This is a genomic window from Micromonospora arborensis (assembly GCF_003205615.1).
Classification (GTDB): domain Bacteria; phylum Actinomycetota; class Actinomycetes; order Mycobacteriales; family Micromonosporaceae; genus Micromonospora; species Micromonospora arborensis.
The window spans coordinates 132383-150810 of the sequence record NZ_PYBV01000021.1 but is presented as its reverse complement, the minus strand read 5'-3'; the positions used below and the strand labels follow the sequence as shown (position 1 = coordinate 150810).

General features: G+C 71.3%; 14 protein-coding genes and 1 pseudogene. 7 read left to right on the top strand and 8 right to left on the bottom strand.

The window, feature by feature from the left end:
• Positions 1-19: 19 nt before the first annotated feature.
• The 3 genes from C7C45_RS17980 to C7C45_RS17970 form a co-directional block, all read right to left on the bottom strand.
• Complete coding sequence (locus C7C45_RS17980; protein WP_110564810.1) at positions 20-652, bottom strand: phosphoribosyltransferase; 633 nt, start codon at positions 650-652, stop codon at positions 20-22.
• 41 nt (positions 653-693) lie between these two features.
• The gene (locus C7C45_RS17975) at positions 694-2052 is read right to left on the bottom strand and encodes a glycosyltransferase 87 family protein (RefSeq protein WP_110564809.1); all 1359 of its coding nucleotides are present in this window, start codon (positions 2050-2052) and stop codon (positions 694-696) included.
• 68 nt (positions 2053-2120) lie between these two features.
• Positions 2121-4640, bottom strand: coding sequence for a putative bifunctional diguanylate cyclase/phosphodiesterase (locus tag C7C45_RS17970; protein ID WP_425271143.1), 2520 nt, complete (start codon positions 4638-4640; stop codon positions 2121-2123).
• An 858-nt stretch (positions 4641-5498) separates the two neighbouring features.
• On the opposite strand from C7C45_RS17970, the gene C7C45_RS17965 reads away from it, so the two are divergent.
• The 5 genes from C7C45_RS17965 to C7C45_RS17945 all read left to right on the top strand — a co-directional run bounded on the left by C7C45_RS17965 (position 5499) and on the right by C7C45_RS17945 (position 11346).
• The gene (locus tag C7C45_RS17965) at positions 5499-8357 is read left to right on the top strand and encodes an AfsR/SARP family transcriptional regulator (RefSeq protein ID WP_167454746.1); all 2859 of its coding nucleotides are present in this window, start codon (positions 5499-5501) and stop codon (positions 8355-8357) included.
• 263 nt (positions 8358-8620) lie between these two features.
• Positions 8621-9112 (top strand): cyclic pyranopterin monophosphate synthase MoaC, encoded by a 492-nt coding sequence (moaC, locus tag C7C45_RS17960; protein ID WP_099856846.1) that lies wholly within the window; start codon positions 8621-8623, stop codon positions 9110-9112.
• Positions 9109-9579 carry a MogA/MoaB family molybdenum cofactor biosynthesis protein gene (locus C7C45_RS17955; RefSeq protein WP_110564904.1) on the top strand — a complete coding sequence of 157 codons (471 nt, stop codon included), beginning with the start codon at positions 9109-9111 and terminating at the stop codon, positions 9577-9579. The genes moaC and C7C45_RS17955 overlap by 4 nt, the downstream gene beginning before the upstream one ends.
• Before the next feature lie 82 nt (positions 9580-9661).
• A complete protein-coding gene (locus C7C45_RS17950) occupies positions 9662-10921 on the top strand; it encodes a molybdopterin molybdotransferase MoeA (RefSeq protein ID WP_110564806.1) in 1260 nt (419 codons plus the stop codon).
• Complete coding sequence (locus C7C45_RS17945; RefSeq protein WP_110564805.1) at positions 10918-11346, top strand: molybdenum cofactor biosynthesis protein MoaE; 429 nt, start codon at positions 10918-10920, stop codon at positions 11344-11346. The genes C7C45_RS17950 and C7C45_RS17945 overlap by 4 nt, the downstream gene beginning before the upstream one ends.
• A gap of 6 nt (positions 11347-11352) precedes the next feature.
• On the opposite strand, the gene C7C45_RS17940 is transcribed toward C7C45_RS17945, so the two are convergent.
• Positions 11353-12798, bottom strand: a complete 1446-nt coding sequence (locus C7C45_RS17940) for a glycosyltransferase 87 family protein (RefSeq protein ID WP_110564804.1) — start codon at positions 12796-12798, stop codon at positions 11353-11355.
• A 215-nt stretch (positions 12799-13013) separates the two neighbouring features.
• Positions 13014-13559, bottom strand: coding sequence for a DoxX family protein (locus C7C45_RS17935; protein ID WP_110564803.1), 546 nt, complete (start codon positions 13557-13559; stop codon positions 13014-13016).
• Positions 13560-13693: 134 nt separating this feature from the next.
• On the opposite strand from C7C45_RS17935, the gene C7C45_RS17930 reads away from it, so the two are divergent.
• Entirely contained in the window at positions 13694-14242 is a 549-nt protein-coding gene (locus C7C45_RS17930) for a GNAT family N-acetyltransferase (protein ID WP_110564903.1), read from the top strand.
• A 15-nt stretch (positions 14243-14257) separates the two neighbouring features.
• Here C7C45_RS17930 and C7C45_RS17925 read toward each other — a convergent pair whose 3' ends face one another.
• From C7C45_RS17925 to C7C45_RS35065, 3 genes and pseudogenes are all read right to left on the bottom strand, one after another.
• Positions 14258-15502, bottom strand: coding sequence for an ATP-binding protein (locus tag C7C45_RS17925; RefSeq protein WP_110564802.1), 1245 nt, complete (start codon positions 15500-15502; stop codon positions 14258-14260).
• 136 nt (positions 15503-15638) lie between these two features.
• Positions 15639-16085 carry an LppU/SCO3897 family protein gene (locus tag C7C45_RS35715; RefSeq protein ID WP_425271144.1) on the bottom strand — a complete coding sequence of 149 codons (447 nt, stop codon included), beginning with the start codon at positions 16083-16085 and terminating at the stop codon, positions 15639-15641.
• A 389-nt stretch (positions 16086-16474) separates the two neighbouring features.
• Positions 16475-16969, bottom strand: a pseudogene (locus tag C7C45_RS35065) (LppU/SCO3897 family protein); the annotation flags it as partial.
• Positions 16970-17413: 444 nt separating this feature from the next.
• Here C7C45_RS35065 and C7C45_RS17905 point away from each other — a divergent pair.
• Positions 17414-18418, top strand: a complete 1005-nt coding sequence (locus tag C7C45_RS17905; RefSeq protein ID WP_208641207.1) for an EamA family transporter — start codon at positions 17414-17416, stop codon at positions 18416-18418.
• The last annotated feature ends 10 nt before the right edge of the window (positions 18419-18428 follow it).

The following is an 18428-nucleotide window of genomic DNA, read 5'->3' as shown; positions in this document are numbered from 1 at the left end:
CCGACGGTACCTGGTCCACCTATGCAGTTGCTGTGAGCGCCTCGGTGACCTCTTCGTCGGACACCTCGTGGAAGTCGTCGTAGTAGACGCTCACCGCGCCGAAGTCCGGTGGGCGTTGGGCACAGACGACCTGGTCGGCTTCGGCGGCGAGCAGTTCGAACGCTTCCTGCGCGCCGACGGGGACCGCGACCACGACCCGGTGTGCCCCGAGTTGGCGGACGACCTCCACGGCCGCGCGGGCGGTCGCGCCGGTGGCCAGGCCGTCGTCGACGATCACCGCGGTCCGACCGGTGAGGTCCAGTTGTGGGCGACCGCCCCGGTAGAGCCGCTCCCGGCGTTCCAACTCGGTCTGCTCCCGCTGGCTGACCTCGGCGATGTCGTCGCTGCTGAGTCGGCTGGCCACCGCGTCGTTGAGCACCTGGACACCGCCCGGCCCGAGTGCCCCGAAGGCGACCTCCCGGGCCCACGGCATGCCGAGTTTCCGGACGACAAGCACGTCCAGGGGTGCGCCGAGCCGTTCGGCGACGACCCGGGCGACCGGTACGCCACCACGGACGAGGCCGAGGACGATGACGTCCGGTTCGCCGATGAGTGCGGTGAGTCGCTCGGAGAGCACCCGGCCCGCCTCGGCCCGGTCGCGGTAGGTCGTCATGCCTTCAGGTCTACGCCCTGGCGCGGTGTTTCGCCCGGCAGTTACGCCGAAGTGGTCCGACCGGAGAGTTCCTCGGGAGCCGGGGCGTTCGGTGTGTCGACCGGGCGGTGCAGGGCGGGTGCCCAGGTGAGCAGGGCCAATGGGTACAGCAGGTAGCCGAAGCGGGTCGAGGGCATCAGGGCGATGGCGGCGAGCAGCCCGTACCCGCAGATCAGCGCGGTGGTGACGGCGGTGCGCGGCGGGCGGCGGGCGAGCCGGACGGCGATGGCCACGCCGGTGGCGACCAGCAGCGCGGCGGCGATGAGCCGGCCGGCGGGCATGGCGTTGGCGATCAGGTAGCCGGGGAACGGGGACTGGGCGGGGCTGGTGACCAGGCCGTGGCCGAGGGGGAAGCGCAGTACGTTCTCGGTCAGCGCGTCGTGGTCGACGAGCATCGCCGGCAGGAGGGCCGCGATGGGCAGGCCGATCGCGCCGGCGGCGACCCGGGTGCCGGCCCGGCGGGTCAGGCCCCAGACGATCAGGACCAGGGCCACCGGCCAGGCGAACAGCTTCAGCGCGCCGGCGAGCCCGACGGCGAGGCCGGCCCGGCCGGGCCGGTCGGTGGCGGCGAGCGCGAGGGCCAGCAGGCAGAGCGCGAGTACGGGTAGGTCGTCGCCGCCGGTGGCGAGGGTGAGGGCGCAGATTGGCAGGATGGTGGCGGCCTGCACGCCTCGCAGCAGCGCGGCGTCCCGCCGCTGACCCATCGCGGCGTCTCGTCGGTGGCCCACCGCGGCGGTGGTCGGTGTTCTGCGCAGGGCGGCCACGGCCAGGGCGAGCGCCAGCGCGGTGCCCACCGCGAACCAGACCCGGGAGTCGGTCCACCAGGTGTCGGCCAGTGCTCTGGGCAGGCCGAACATCGCCATTCCGGGCTGGTACGGGGTGTAGCCGAGCAGTTGCTCCCCGGGTGGGAGGGCGGCTATCGCGTCGGGTCCGAGGTATGGCGTGCCGTGCTCCAGGAGGCGGGTGCCGGCCTGCTCTACGACAAGCACTTCCTCCTGGGCCCGATCGGTGCGTCCGCTGGCCCGTTCGATGCTCTGCCAGAGCAGGGGCAGCAGTGCGGTGCCGACCCAGGTGAGACCGGTGACCGCCCAGCGGGCTGGCAGACCGGCCAGCCGTGCGGTCGGGGAGCGTCGGCGCAGCAGGAGTTGTGCGATCACCACGAGCGTCGCGACCAGGTATCCGACGGCGGCGACCGCGCCCCAGGCCCGGTGCGGCAGCAGGGTCGACGTGACTGCGGTGAGCACGGCGAAGATGGCCGAGACGGCGTAGAGGCCGAGGTCGAGGGCGAGTCCGCCGGCGGCGGTGTCGAGCGTCCGCCAGTGCCAGCGACGGCGGCGGGCGGTCGGGGCGTCGGCGATCACGCGCGCCAGTCTGGCAGACCAGGCCGCACCTGCACCGGACCGAGTCGTGCCGGTCGGCTGGTGCCCGGTCAGGCGGGTAGGTGTGGGAGGCGGATGCGGCCGGTTTGGCGGCGGTTCTGGCTCAACCGGATCACCGCGCCGGCGTCGTGCAGGGGCGCGGCGAGTGCGCCGGGGCGCCCGCCCGAGCCGCGCTGCATCGCCGCGAGCAGGGTGCCGGCCGGGACCGGCCGGGCGAACAGGTGGCCCTGGCCGGCGACGCAGCCCAACTCCCAGAGGGCTCGCCGCTGCGGCTCGCTCTCCACCCCTTCGGCCACCACGTCCAGGTCGAGGCTGCGGCCCAGGTCGAGGGTGGAGCGGATGACCGCGGCGGCCTCCGCCGAACTCTCCATCGTCGTCACGAAGCTCCGGTCGATCTTCAACTCGTGCACCGGGATCCGGGAGAGCAGGGAGAGCGAGGAGTAGCCGGTGCCGAAGTCGTCCAACGCCAGCCGGACACCCTCGTCGCGCAGTCGGCTGAGCACCTGGTCGACCACGTCGAGTTGGCTGAGCGTGAGCGTCTCGGTCAGCTCCAGCACCAGCCGGTCCGGTGGTAGGTCGTGGGCGCGCAGGCGGGCCAGCACCGAGCCGGGGAACCGCGCGTCGAGGAGGCTGCGTGGGGACACGTTGACCGCGACCGGTACGTCGAAGGCGGCGTCCCGCCAACTGGCCGCGGCGATCAGTGCCTGATCGAGGATCGCTTCGGCGAAGGCTGGCAGCAGGCCCGAACGCTCCACGGCCTCCAGGAAACGCAGCGGGTCGATCATGCCGTGGGTAGGGTGGCGCCAGCGGGCGAGCGCTTCGGCGCTGGTCACCTCGCCGGTGCCCAGGTCGACGATCGGTTGGAAGTTGACGACGAACTCGTGGTCGGCGACCGCGCGTGGCAGGTCACCACCGAGGGTGAGGCGGCCCAGGTCCGCGGTGTCCCGGGTCGGGGCGTACGAGGAGATTCGTTGCCCGGCGCGTTTCGCCTGGTACATGGCCACGTCGGCGCGGCGCAGCAGTTCGGCCATGCCGCCGTTGGACGGTGCGACGGAGATGCCGCCGCTGGCCTCGACGCTGATCCGCATGCCGTCCAGGTCGAACGGCTCGTGCAGGGTGGCGAGCAGCGTCTCGGCCCGGTGCGCGGCTACGGCCGGGGCCGGCAACCCCCGCAGGAGTACGGCGAACTCGTCACCGCCGAGGCGGGCCACCAGGTCACTGGCCTGGGCCGCTCCTCGCAACCGGTCGGCGACCTGCACCAGCACCTGGTCGCCGGCGGCGTGCCCGAGCGTGTCGTTGACCTCCTTGAAGTGGTTGAGGTCGATCAGCACGAGCGCGGTGACCCCGTCGGCGTGTCGGGTGCTCAACTGCTCGGTGCCCTCGTCGAGGAGGTGCCGGCGGTTGGCCAGCCCGGTCAGCGCGTCGTGCGCGGCGGCGTACGCGTGTTCGTTGGCCACCCGGGCCAGTTCGGCGTACGCCTGGGCGTTGCGTACGGCAGTGCAGAGCGCGGAGGCGAAGGTGCGCAGGGTGTACTGCTCCCGTTCGGAGAGCTGCACCGGGCCACGGAAGCGCAGTCGTAACACGCCGATGTCGACGGTCCGGTCATGCCCTTCGAGCGGTGTGGGGACGATCGTGCCGTCCACGTCGGTGGGCGTACCGGTCGGGCCGTCGAAGGTGATGCCGCCGGTGCCGCCGCGTACGGCCCGGTTGCCGTCGCGCAGCTCGATCTCGACCTCGTCGGCGGAGAACAACTCGGCGGCCTGGGTGACGGCGGTGGTGAGGACGTTGTCCAGGTCGACCACGTTGAGCGCGTCGGTGGTGCGGGCGAGCCGCTGCCACGCCTGTTGTTCGGTGCGGCCGCGGATGCGCGCGGAGTAGGCCAGGTGGAGGCTCAGGACCAGGGGTGGAACGGCGAGCAGCAGACGCTGATCCGCCTGCAGGATGAGCAAGGTGAGGGCGGCCACCACGAACCGGACGGCGAATCCGGCCAGCCGCAGGTCGAAGTGGGTACGGAACTGCCGGACGATCCGCGTGCCCGACGCCAGGGCGATGACCGGAACGGCCAACAGGTCATCGAGTGCTGCGGCGACGAGGTAGACGGTCCCGAGCAGGATGAGGTGATTCCACAGGTCGTCTGGCGGCCAGCGCTGGCCGAAAAACATGATCACTAGAGTGGCGCCGCCGGCCACGAGGGTGTGCTTGGCGATAGCGAAGGCTGCCTTGATCGCGGTCAGCCGGTTGACGAGTGACACGCAGGCGATGCCGAGGCCCGTGGACAGGATCACCCAGGGTGGCGGGGCCAGCGCGAGTCCGAGGACGATGGCCGTCTCCACCCAGGCGAACGAGAATGTCGTCGACCTGATCCGGAGGCGCGTTTTGACGACCGCCCCCAAGGCGATCATCAGGACGAGCGCCGAGATCGTCGAGACGTCGCCTGCCCTGTCTGGCACGTTGCGTGTCGTTGCGATCGCTGCTGCCACGGCGACGACGGAGGCCAGCGTCACCATCAGCCCGACGAGGCTCAGCAGGCGCGGGTCGGCTCCCCTGTGACGACGCGTCGTCCGGCTCACTCAACCTCACCCGTAACCCACCGTCGGTGTCCGCTGACGGGCAGCGTACCGCTGTGTCGCCATGGTGATAAGGATTCAGTCCCATTCGGTGCTACGCATCTGACACCCCTTCAGCGTCGAGGATTTGCATCGGGCTGCAGGTGGACTAGTCCCACTCGGTGCTGTTGCGCATCGTTCGACCTCCCTTGCCACCACGGTGCGCCGTGTTGGGCGCCATTCGTTCGTAGGGCTGAGAGTAGGAGAGCTGATGCCCAGGAAGGAACAATTAATGTCGGTATGCGCAACATTAGCCAAGCTGGAGCGGATATGTCACTTTCTGTCCGCGCTCCTGAACAGAGCGCTCAACCCTCTCGCCGGACGGTCGGGACGAATCGACCATTGGTGCGGTGGCCGGCAAGGCGTATTCAGTGTCGCGGAGCCCGTGCACGAGTCGATCCGTAGTTCGGGCCGCCAGGGAGGCGAATCGGGTCGTTCGTGGGCAAGCATCTGAGCAGATCATTCCAGCTGATGCCAAGGGTGGTGACGCCGCCAGGGTGGCGTTGGTGACCGTAGGCTTCGTTGCGTGATCGACTGGATACATCGCTGCTGCCGTTGAGGTAGGGGGGACGGGTGGAGATACGAGTTCTGGGCGGCCTCTCGGTGCAACTGCCCGCCCGCACTTTGCAGCTGGGTACGCCAAAACAGCAGGTCGTGTTCGCGATGCTCGCAGTTCAGCCCGGCCAGCTCGTGACTATGGAAGATCTCGTCGATGAGTTATGGCCCGACTGCCCTCCGCGATCTGCGGTTGCGAATGTACGGACCTATGCCGCCAATCTGCGCCGAGGCTTCGAGGCTTCGCAGCCTGGCCGTGGGGCGATCGTGCGGCAACCCAACGGCTATCGGTTGGTTCTGCGGCCCGATCTGATAGATGTCTTCCTCTTCGAGATGGAGCGCCGCGCCGGTCGGGACGCCCTGGCGGACGGCGATCTGGACCAGGCGGGGAAGCTGCTGGGCCGCGCCGTGGCGCGGTGGCGGGGCCCGATGCTCGCCGGCCTCCCGCTCGGCCCTGTCCTCGCCGCCAGAGCCGTCGCCGCCGAAGAGGAGCGGCTGTTGGCGACCGAACTTCTCGCCGACGTTCAGCTCAGGTCGGGCCGCGACGACCTGGCGATTCCGCAGCTGCGTGAAGTGGCGGCTCGACATCCCCTCCGCGAGCCGGCCCACCTCCTTCTCATGCGGGCTCTGCACCAGCGCGGGGACAACGCGGAGGCGCTGGCAACGTACGACGAGATTCGCAAAAGGCTGCTCGCGGACCTGGGCGTGGGCCCCGGGGATCACCTGCAGGACCTGCGCCGCTCGATCGTCGCGGCAGCGTCCCGGCGCGGCGCGGCGCGTCCCGTCGCCTCCCAGCGGGAAACCGGCTCAGCTCGTTCGACGGCGATGGCGGCTGACGTGGCGGTTGGTACGGCATCCGGACGGACGAGTGGGGTCAGCCCGGTGGATCACCTTCCCCGGGCGGTTACCGACTTTGTCGGACGGGAAGACGTGGTGTCGCGGCTGTTGGCGGAGACCCGGAGGGTCGAGGCGCGGGTGCCGGCCGTCCACATCCTCGATGGCATGGCGGGCAGCGGCAAGACGACCCTCGCTGTGCACCTGGCCCGACGGCTGTCCGATCGATACCCGGACGCCGCGTTGTTCATCGACCTGTGTGGGCATGGCGAGAAGAGCCGGGTAGAGCCGGCGAGCGCCCTGGTAGCCCTGCTTCGACAGCTCGGGGTGCCGGCCGAACAGGTTCCGGTCGAGCTTGACGACCGAGTGGACCTGTGGCGACGGGAGTTGGCCCGGCGGCGGTCGGTGATAGTTCTCGACAACGCCGCGAGTAGTGAGCAGATCATGCCCCTCCTGCCGGCCGAGCCGACCGCAGTGGTCCTGGTGACCTCACGGCGGCGACTGTCCCACCCGGATGTCGCACCGTCGCAGACGCTTCCGGTCATGAGCTCCCAGGAGAGCGTGGAGCTCCTCAGCCACAGCGTGGGTCCGGACCGGGTCGAAGCCGAGCCGCTGGCGGCCGTCGAGGTGGTCCGCCGGTGCGGTCATCTTCCTCTGGCGATCCGGCTGGCCGGTGCCAGACTGGCTCATCGGCGCGGCTGGCGCTTGGCGGACCTCGCCGACCAGATGGCCGGCGGCGATCCTCCGTTGCTGCATCACCTGGGCCAGGAAGAGAGCACTGTCGTCGGTGCCTTCGCCGCCTCCTATGAGCCGTTACCGGAGGTGACCAAACGGGTCTTCCGGTTCCTGGGCCTGTACCCGGGTGATCGATTCAGTTCCCTGGCGGTCGCTGCGCTGACCGGTCTGACCGTTGCGGAGGCTCACTCGGCGCTCGATGACCTCGTCGACCGGAACCTGGTCGAGGACCTCGACTCGGCGCGGTACGGACTGCACGACCTCATGCGCGAGTACTCCGTCGGCCTGGGTTCGCGCATCGACTCCCAGAGCGACCGGAGGCGCGGACTGTCCCAGTTGTTCGGCTTCACGCTGGAGGCCGCTCTGCGGGTCGCCGAAACGCTGGAGCCCGGCGTCATAAGGTCCCAGGTCACTCAACTCCCGTTCGGGCGGCCCGAACTGGTCGAGGCCATCGGCGAGCCCACCGCCGACTGGTTGGAAACGGAGCGAGCGGACCTGGTGAGAATGGTGCTGTCGGCGAGCGAGTCGGGTTTTCGCGAGTACTCGTGGCGGTTGGCCCGTGCCACCTGGCGGTTCTACTACATCCGTGGATACTTCGAGGACATCATCCTGACCCACCGTCACGCGCTCCGCGCGGCGGAGGGGACGGGAGATGTCGATGCGATGGCACTGACGAACAACTACCTGGCCTCCGCCTACGTCCGCACCGGGAACAACCGGGGGGCGCTCGACCATCTGACCCGCGCGGTCGAGCTCTCCCGCAATTCGCCGGACGTGCTGAACGCCGCGCGGTACCGCGCCAACCTCGCCGCTGTCTACTGGTGGAGCGGTCAGCTGACCGAGGCGGTGCGGCTGGGTTTCGACTGCCTGCGGGATTACAAGGTGTACGGAACCGTCGGGGTGCCGATGCTGCTGCCGAATCTTGGCTTGGCCCTGACCGGCCTGGGTCGGTACCAGGAGGCGTTGCGGATGCACCGTCAGCACCTGACCTGGGCGCGGACGAACTCCAACGACTTCCACGTGCTCAACGCTCTCAGCCACATCGGTGCCGTACGAGTCCGAATGGGCGATCTTCCGCAGGCGATCCGCATCCTCCGGGCCTCGTTGGCTCTGCGGGATCGCACCGGCCACCGGTACGCCGAGGCCGAGGTGCGCAACGACCTCGGGATCGCCTATCGCGGCCTTGGCCGCCTGGTCGAGGCCGAGCAGGAACATGAGATGGCCCGACAGCTGTCGATCAGCTCGGGGGAACGACACGTCGAGGCGGCCGCGCTGAACGAACTCGGGCGCACCCTGCTGGCGCAGGGGCGAGGCGGCGAGGCGTTCGAGAGGCACCAGGAAGCGTTGCGGTTGGCGACTCGGATCTCACATCCGTACGAGCAGGGGCGCGCTCTGGCAGGCATCGCCGAACACTTCGCCCGAGTGGACCCGGCGGAGGCCCGGCGGTACTGGGAGCGGGCGTTGGCGATCTTCCGGCGGATGGGCGTACCGGAGCGCTTCGAAACCGAACGCCATCTCGCCGAGTTGGGCGACCGAGTCGCGGACACGGGGCGTTGACCAGCCCGAACGGCGCTTATCGATTTCTTATCGCCGGGTCCGGTAACTTCTCGGCCGTATCGGCGAACGGGGGAGGTTCTACCCTCGGGCAGAACCAGGTCGTCGACATGCACCCGCCGCCAGGTCCCCCCAGCGACCTCGGCGGCGGGTCGGCGAGGGAGGAGCGGTGTCCTGCTGGCAGGCGCCGTCAGCACCCGGCGCGGCAGGTGGTCCGACGCCGCTCCTTCCGAGCACCGTCGTACGGCACCGATAGGCTCACGGCCGTGACCGAACCCGCGCAGCTCAGCCACGTCGACCGCGCCGGCGCGGCCCGCATGGTCGACGTCTCCGCCAAGGCGGTGACGGGCCGGCTCGCCGTCGCGGCCGGCCGTTTGCGGACCACGCCCGAGGTCATCGACCTGCTACACCGCGACGGTCTGCCCAAGGGCGACGCGTTGGCGGTCGGTCGGTTGGCCGGGATCATGGGGGCCAAGCGCACCCCGGACCTGATTCCGCTCTGCCACCCGATCGCCCTGCACGGCGTCACCGTCGACCTGCGGTTGACCGCCGACACCGTGGAGATCACGGCCACCGCCCGCACGGCGGACCGGACGGGGGTGGAGATGGAGGCGCTCACGGCGGTCGCCGTCGCGGGTCTCGCTCTGATCGACATGGTCAAGGCGGTCGACCCGGCGGCCTCGGTGGAGGCGGTCCGGGTGCTGCGCAAGGAAGGCGGCAAGACCGGCGAGTGGGTTCGGCCGGAGGACCGGCCGTGATCCGGGCCCGGGTGATCGTCGCGTCCAACCGTGCCGCGGCCGGTGTCTACGCCGACACCAGCGGTCCGTTGCTCGTCGCCGGCCTGCGCGAGCTGGGGTGCCAGGTCGACGAGCCGGTGGTGGTGCCCGACGGTGAGCCGGTCGGCGTCGCCCTGCAGGCCGCCCGCGCCGATGGTGTCGACGTGGTGTTGACCAGCGGTGGCACCGGTGTGACCCCGTCGGATCGGACCCCGGACGTGACCCGGGGCCTGCTGGATTACGAGATTCCCGGCATCGCCGAGGCGATCCGCGCACACAGCCGCGACCGAGTGCCCACGTCGGTGCTGTCCCGGGGCCTGGCCGGTGTCGCCGGCCGGATGCTGGTGGTCAACCTGCCGGGCTCGACCGGCGGCGCCCGGGACGGTTTGGCGGTGCTCGGGCCGATCCTCGGGCACACCGTCGACCAGCTCCGCGGTGGGGACCACTGACCGGTCCCCTCCGCGGTGGGGACCACTGACCGGTCCAGGCCAGGCCCAGGCGGGTGTCGGTCGGTGCCGATAGGCTCGGTCGGTGAGCACGGAAACCGCACCGAGCGCGGATCGGGTCGCCGCACCCCCACCAGCCGGCTGGGAGGAGGCGCGTTCGCGGGTCTACGCGGTCGGTCTGGCCGCCGCGCTGCCCGCTGTCGCCCGCGCACTGCTCGACACCGACGGGTCGACCCTGGCTGAGCCGTTGACCACCCGCACCGACCTGCCGGCCTTCCCGACCTCCAGCGTGGACGGCTGGGCGGTGCGTGGCGGCGGCCCGTGGCGGGTCGTCGGCCGGGTGCTGGCGGGCAGCACCCCCGCGCCGCTCACCGAGGACGGCACGACCGTCGAGATCGCAACCGGGGCCATGGTCCCCGAGGGTGCCACCGCCGTGCTCCGCGTCGAGGAGTCCGCCGCATCCACCACCGGCCTGATCAGCGGCACTCCCCGACCGGCGCCCGAGTGGCGGCAACCGGGCGAGGAGGCGTACGCCGGGGAGGAGCTGTTGCCGGTCGGCACGCCGGTCGATCCGGCGGTGATAGGCTTGGCGGCCTCCTGCGGGCACGACACGCTGCGGGTCCGGCGGGCGCCGCGGGCCGCGCTGCTGGTCTTCGGCGACGAGCTGCTGACCGCGGGTCCGCCCGGGGCCGGTCGGGTCCGGGACGCGCTCGGCCCCGCGGTGCCGGCGTGGCTGCGGCGGTATGGCTGCCAGGTCCGCTCATCCGACGTGGTCGGCCCGGTTGCCGACACGCTGCCCGCCCATGTGGCGGCCCTGCGCTCGGCGCTCGCCAGTGCCGACCTGGTCTGCACCACCGGCGGCACGATGAACGGCCCGGTCGACCACCTGCACCCGACCCTGGAGGCGCTCGGCGCCGACTACGTGGTCAACACGGTGGCGGTTCGCCCGGGCTTCCCGATGCTGCTGGCCCGGGTGGCCGGCGACGACGGGCGGATGCGGTTCGTGGCAGGGCTGCCGGGCAACCCGCAGTCGGCCATCGTGGCGCTGGTGTCGCTCGTCGCCCCGCTGCTCGCCGGCCTGCAGGGCCGCTCGATGCCGGTGTTGCCGCAGGCCACGTTGGCCGAGGCGGTGCCCGGCCGGGGCGACCACACCCACCTGGCGTTGGTCCGGCTGGACCGGGCCGCCGGCACCGCGTTCCCGGTGCGACACGTCGGCTCGGCGATGCTGCGTGGCCTGGCCGGCGCGGACGGGTTCGCCGTCATCCGGCCCGGCACCAGGGGCGAGCCGGGCGACCGGGTGCCGATCGTGCCGTTGCCGTTGCTTCCGGGGGAGCGTCCGTCATGACCGCACCGACGATCACCTACGGCGAGATCACCGACCAGCCGCTCGACCTCGCCACGCACGAGGCGGCGGTCGCCGACCGCCGGGCCGGCGCCGTGGTCTCCTTCCAGGGCGTGGTCCGCGACCACGACCACGGGCGTCAGGTCACAAGCCTGGAGTACGAAGGGCACCCGAGCGCCGCGCAGGTGCTGCGCGAGGTGGCCGCCGAGATCGCCGCAGAGCCCGACGTCTACGCGGTGGCGGTCTCGCACCGGGTCGGCCCCCTGGAAATCGGTGACGTGGCGCTGGTTGCCGCGGTGAGCACCGCGCACCGGGCGGCGGCCTTCGCGGCCTGCGCCCGGCTCGTCGACGAGGTCAAGGCACGCCTGCCGATCTGGAAGCGGCAGGTCTTCACCGACGGCACCGAGGAATGGGTCAACTGCCCCTGACCGTGCTCAGCGGCGGCCGTTGACCAGCACAGCCCTGGCGAGCCGGTCGCCGTAGAACGCCGGCTCCGCACCCGGGCGCCAAGGCAGCGCGGCGACCAGCACGATCAGCGCGAGTGCGAGCGAGTTTTCCATCAGGGCTCCGAAGAGACCGTCCTGGTAGTGCGACATCTCCGGCAGTTGGTGCTCGTACGGCCAGATCGGCGAGATCAGGAAGAGCAGATAGAGCCCGATCGCGGCGACGCCGTGGCGGAGCCCGGTCAACGTGGGGTACCAGATCGGCGGGCGGAGCCCGTTGACTCCGGGCAGCCCGCCGAACGCCGGGCCCTGGCCGGTGCGCTGGGGAAGACCCCGGCTCGCCTCCCGGCGACGTACTGCGGCGTCGGCCAGCACGATGATCGCCGGGATCACCCAGACCAGGTGGTGCGTCCAGGAGATCGGGCTGATCACGTTCGCGGTCAGACCGACAAGTGTGAACGCGGTCAGCTCGTCACCATCGGCGCGCGAACTGGCCGCTCGGGACAGACCCAGCGCCAGGATCAGCACCGAGAAGGCAAGCCAGAGCAGCCCAGGGGTCTCGATCGAGTCGTACAGGCGGGCGAGTAGGCCGGCGAGTGACTGGTTGGGCGTCATGTCCGCCGCGCCGACCCGCTCGGTCTGCCAGAGCACACTGCCGAAGTACGTCCGCGACTCGTCGCCGACGATCCCGAAGGTCGCCACCGTCACGCCGATCGTGGTGCCGATGGCGGTGGCCGCCACCCGCCACTGTCGGGTGATCAGCAGGTAGGCGATGAACAGTGCCGGGGTGAGCTTGACCGCGGTGGCCAGGCCGATGCCGGCGCCGGCCCACGCTCCGCCGTAGAGGAAGCGCAGCAGGGGGCCGTCGGTGGCCGCGTAGTGGGTGCCCCGCCGGGAGCGCCACCGAAGGCCGATCAGGTCAGCCATGATCAACGCGAACAGGAGGATGTTGACCTGGCCGTAGCCGAGAGTCTCCCGAGCGGGCTCGATGGCGACCGCGAGCGGCACCGCCACGGCCACCGTGAACCACAGTGGCCAGCCCAGCCGGTCCACGATGGGTCGGAGCAGCCCGGCCAGCACCAGCGCCAGCGCGGCGATGCTGGCGAAGGCGTTGATCAGGCCGGCCACATCGATCGGGAGCTGCGCCATCGGCAACATGACCAGCCCGCCGAACGGCGGGTAGGTGAAACCGAGGGTGGTCCCGGGCGCGATGAACTCGTAGAGCTCATGACCGCTCGCCCACCACACCACGGCACCGTGGTAGATCTTCATGTCGAAGAAGTTGTACGGCCGCCCGAAGGTGCCGATGGCGAGCCATGCGGCGTAGGCGACGGCGGCCACGATGGCACCCCGTACGACGTTCCTGCGATCGATCCGACGCGTCACGCGTTGGATTTGGGCGAGGCGGTCCGCCCGACTACCGACAGCCGTCGGCATGGCGTGGCCACCCCCATACCAAGGTCGTCCTACCCGTCCAGGTCCTGCACGGAGCCTAGAGCGGCGCCTCACGTCAGTGCCTCCCGCGTTATGCGACCGTGTCCGATCCCACACAAGTTTTTGACATTTCCACCGCGTTAACGCCTACCGGGTGGTTCAGGTAATTCGTGGCCTTAGCGGGGGGTGGGGGTGACACTGGAACGCATCGACGCAGTTCAGCCGGGGAGTCGACGTGCGGTGGACGCGGAACGGACGGCGATGCGGGCCTCGCGTCGGGCGGTACGGACGGCGCGCTGCACGGAACGTCGAGAGTGGCCGATGCGATGGCCCGTCCGCCATCGCAGACCCGGCTTGCCCCCGGTGTCGGTAGCAGCCAGCAGGAGACCGCCGAGCAGGCCGAGGTTCTTCAACGCGTGGATCTGGTTGTTGTTCTTGGCGATCGGGTCGTCGTTCTTCCAGAAGGGATGCCCGGCCACGGTCACCGGCACCAGCGTGCCGGCGAGGACCAGCGCGGCGGGTCGGCTGAACCGCCCCGTGGCCATCATCAGCCCGGCGGTGACCTGCACCGCCGAGTTGAGCCTGATCAACGTCTCGGTCTCGGTGGGGAAGCTCGGATGGGCCTTCTTCAGGATTGGTGCGACCTTGTCGGTCACCGGCTTGGCGGTCGCTGCCAGCCGAGCCGGGTTGCGGAGGTTGCGATACCCGCTGACCACGAAGATGCCGCTCAACATGGCGCGGGCGAGGGAGCGTACGGGCGTCATGGATCAGTCATACCCCGTCGCGGCGTTTGCTACCCGGGCAACCGCCGGATCCGGATCGGTGATCGTGCGTCCGCGCCACGCCGATTCGAGTGATCGTCACGGATGGCCGGGCCGTGGCGGGTAAGGTCGCGCGGGTGACCACGCTGCGGCTACGCCCTGAGGACCCGGCCGACGCGGGCCCGGTACGCCGGGTGCTGGCCGCCGCCTTCGCCCGCCCGGACGTGGCGACGCCGCCGGAGGTGAGCCTGGTCGACGAGCTGCGCGGCACCGACGCCTGGCTGCCGGAGCTGGCCATGGTCGCCGAGTACGGCGGTGAGGTGGTCGGCTACGCGCTGCTCACTCGGGTGCGGGTGCGGCCGGAGCGGGGCCCGGACGTGCCCGTCCTGGCACTCGGCCCGGTGGCGGTCGCGCCGCACCGACAGCGCGTCGGGCACGGCACAGCGGTCGTGCAGGCCTCCCTGGACGCCTGCACCGAGCTGGGTGAGCGGCTGGTCGTGGTCCTCGGTGATCCGGCCTTCTACCGGCGGTTCGGCTTCAGCCCTGCGAGCGAGCTGGGCCTGACCGGCCCGTGGGCCGGTCTGGGTGAGCCCTGGCAGGCGTTGGTGCTGCCGCCGTCCACCAGCGAGGAGGGGCCTCCACCGCGCGGCGAGGTGCTCTTTCCAGGGCCCTGGTCGAAGGTCTGACCGCGCCCGACCCGGTCAGGCCGGTTGAGTGCGTAGGTAACGGCCGAAGTGCGGGACCGTGAAGGCGACCGTGCCCCGCTCACCGGAGTAGATCAGCCCCTTCTTGATCAGCGCGTCCCGGGCCGGGGAGAGGCTGGCGGGTTTGCGGCCGAGGGCACGGGCGATCTCCGCGGTGGGCACCGCGGCGTCCATGTCGTCGCGGACCACCACCGCTCCGGAGTCGTCCTCGACCGCGGACATCGTGGCCATCGCCCGCATGTACTCGCGTTCGGCGGGCGTGGCCCGTTCGAACCGGGAGCCGAAGAACCCGACCGCCAACTCGGCCTCCGCCTCGGGCGCGGCGACCCGCACGTCGGCGGCGGTGATCGGCGAGCGCGGCGCGTGGTCCCAGGTCGCCTTGCCGTACGCCTGGACGAAGTAGGGGTAGCCACCGGACTTCTCGTAGAGCAGGTCGAGTGCCTTCTGCTCGTACTCGACCTCCTCGCGCTCGGCGGGCGCGCAGAGCGCCTGGTCGGCGGCGATCCGGTCGAGCCGGTCGATGCGTTGGTAGCGGAACAACCGCTCGGAGTACGACTTGGCGGCGCTGAGCACCGCCGGCAGGTGCGGGAGACCGGCGCCGACGACGATCAGTGGCGCACCGAGCTGGGACAGCTCGTGGCAGGCGGCGCAGAGCGCTGACACGTCCTCCGGGCCGAGATCCTGCATCTCGTCGATGAAGATGGCGATGCCGGTGCCGACGTCACTGGCCACTGCGGCGGCGTCACTGAACAGCTCGACCAGGTCGATTTCGATGTCGCCGGAGTCGGCCCGGCCACTGGCTGCGGGCACGTCGATGCCGGGCTGCCACCGGTCGCGCAGCTTCGGGGCGGCACCGGCCCGGCCGGTCGGGGCGGACCGTTGGGCGAACGCCTTGAGGACGCCGAGGAACGTGTCGATCCGATCGGGCGCGCGGTGTCGGGGGGCCAGCTCCCGGACCGCCATGTGCAGCGCGGCGGCGACCGGACGACGCAGCGACTGGTCCGGTCGTGCCTCGATCTTGCCGCTGCCCCAGAGATGGTTGATCGCCTGCGACCGGAGAGTGTTGAGCAGAACCGTCTTGCCGACGCCGCGTAGCCCGGTGAGCATCAGGCTGCGTTCGGGTCGCCCACGTGCGATGCGTTCGAGCACGATGTCGAAGACGTCCAGCTCCCGCCCCCGCCCGGCGAGTTCGGGCGGACGCTGGCCGGCGCCCGGCGCGTACGGGTTGCGGACCGGATCCACGCATCGCAGAGTATCGGGGCATCTAGCTGCGAGGCTAGACATGGATAGATGGGGCTACCGGCGTGTCGTGGCCGTCGACAAAAAACTAGGGCTGTCTAGCCTGGACGCTAGACAGCCCTAGTTTTGGCAATCGGGACTACCGCTCCTTCAGGCAGAGCACGTAGTCGAGCAGGTCGATCGAGTTGTCGTGCACGTAGTTCGCGGTCGCCTGCGGCGCGAGCGACTCGCACCGGTCTCCGTCGGTGGTCGCCGGAATCCGCAGGAGCACCTGATAGGTGTTCGGCCCGCACGGCACCTTGCGCAGTTCGGCCTCGTCCTCGGTTCCCTCGTTCACCAGGCAGTCGCCCGTGGCGAACTCCTCGTCCGGGGTCGGCGCGGCCGACCTCGGCACCTCCCTGGGCAGGGCGCGCGGAGCGACCGGCGCGCTCGTCGACGGCGTACGCGCCGCGTCGCCGATGTCGGCGGCCTCCCAGACCGCCCAACCGGCCAGGCCGAGGCACGGGCAGAGCACGAGCAGCACCACCAGCGCGATGATCAGAGCGACCTTGCGGCCGTTCTTCTGCACCGGCGCGACGGGCGGCATCCCGTAGCCGCCAAGAGGCGGCTGGCCCCACGGTGTGGGCGGCTGACCCGGCACCGGCCCGGGCGGCGGCATTGGCCCGGCGGGCGGGAACGGCCCGGCCTGCGGCACCGGCCCGGGCGGCGGCACCGGCCCGGCGGGCGGGAACGGCCCGGGCGGCGGGTAACCCGGGCCCGAAGTGGGCGGCGGCGCCCACATCGGCGCGGTCGGTGGCTCGGCATCGCTCGGCGGCGGGGCCCACATCGGCGCGGTCGGCGGCTCGGCATCGCTCGGCGGCGGACCCCACTGTTGCCGGGTCGGATCCTCGGCGGGCGGGCGCTGGTACGGGTCGTCCGGTTGGTCGGAACCCGCTGGTCCGTAGGTCGTCATGTCATCCCTGGGGGTGGGTGGTCTCAGCGCTGTTTGAGGCAGAGGACGAAGTCGAGAGTGTCCAGCTCACTGTCGAAGAAGTACCAGTTGGTGTAGCCCTCGACCTTGCCGCACTTGGCCTCGGCATCGCGCTCGCCGCTGGTGGCTCCGTCGATTCGGCTCAGCACCTCGTACGACTTCGCGGAACAGCCGCTGATCAGCAACTTGGGTTTGCCGCCCGCCGCGCCGTCGTTGCGGACGCACTGGCCGACCTTGGCGAACCGGGGATCGGCCGACGACTCCGGTGCGGCGGCGCTCGGGGCGGGCCCGGTCGCGTCCGCGTCCCCGCTGGGCTCGACAGCTTCGGCCGAAGCGGTCGGCGCGGCCACCGGCGCCGGGTCGTCCTGCCCGCGCAGGAACCAGAACGCACCACCGGCGGCCACCACCAGCAGTACGACGGCCAGTACGGCGATCAGCGGTCCTCGACCGCGCCGGCCCGGTGCCGGGTCCCCGCCGCCGTACGGGTCGTCGTCGGGCCGGTACGGCGGCCCGCCGTACGCCGGGTTCGCCCCGGTCGGCTGGTACGCGCCGCCGTACGACGCCGCGGGCTCGCGGTCGTAGGGTGCCCCGGGCTCGCGGTCGTAGGGTGCCGCGGGCTCGCGGTCGTAGGGGCTGTCCGTTCCGCCGCCGTAGGGCGCCCCGGGCGCACCGCCGTAGGGCGCACCTCCGTAGGGTGAGACGGGTGGGCCGCCGTACGTCCCGGGTCGTCCCTCGGGCGCGGGCGGATAGGGCGGACCCGTCGGCGGGTAGGGCTGGGGCACCGGCCGTCCAGGCGTCTCGTCAGGTCGTTGCCCACGCCACGGTCCCGGGTTGCCGCCCCCGGGTGGTCCGTAGTTCGTCATGCCGCCCTCCTGCACAAGTGGTGAGAGGCCGGCCACCAAAGCGCGACGCCGACTCCGAGGTCACCGTAGCGTGGTCAACTGATGAGCTCACCTCCACCGAGCGCAGCAGCCGCCGTCGGCCGCCGCGCTGACCTAGCGCCGACCCTGATCTGGACCGCGTTGATCGTGGTCTACCTCCTCTGGGGATCCACCTATCTGGCCATCCGAATCACCGTGGAGACGCTGCCTCCGCTGCTGTCGGCCGCCCTGCGATTCGCCGTCGCCGGCCTGATTCTGGCGGTGGTGCTGCGGCTGCGCCGAGGCCCCGGCGCGCTGCGGGTGGACCGGCGGCAGCTCGCCTCGGCCGCGCTGGTCGGGGTGCTCCTACTCGCCGGTGGCAACGGCCTGGTGGTGCTCGCCGAATCCGGGCCGCCCGGAGTGGCGCTCCCGTCCGGGATCGCCGCGCTGCTGGTGGCGACCGTGCCGTTGCTCGTGGTGCTGTTGCGCGCCGCCACCGGGGACTGCCCGCCGATCTGGACGTTCGCCGGAGTCACCCTGGGCTTTGTCGGCCTGGTCCTGCTGGTGCTGCCCGCCGGCAGTTCGGACGCGGTACCGCTGGTCGGGGCGTTGACCGTGGTGGCGGGGGCGGTTTCCTGGTCGGTCGGGTCGTTCCTGTCCGGCCGGATCCGGATGCCCGCCGACCCGTTCGTGGCCACGGTGTACGAGATGCTGGCCGGCGCGCTGGTGCTGGCCGTCATCGCCGCCGGTCGGGGCGAGCTGAGTGATTTCCACCCGGCGGCGGTCAGCACCCGGTCATGGCTGGCGCTGGGCTACCTCATGGTGGCGGGCTCGCTGGTGGCCTTCACCGCGTACGTCTGGCTCCTGCACAACGCGCCCATCTCGCTGGTGTCGACGTACGCCTACGTCAACCCGGCCGTCGCGGTGGCGCTCGGCGCGCTGCTGGTGGCCGAGCCGATCACCCCGCAGGTGCTGCTCGGTGGCGCGGTCATCGTCGCCGGTGTCGCTCTGGTGGTGAGCACCGAACGGCCCCGCCGGGCCGGCGCCGGATCACGGTCGGGGGCCGCGCCGGTGAGCAGCCGCCGGTAACGTCCGGCCC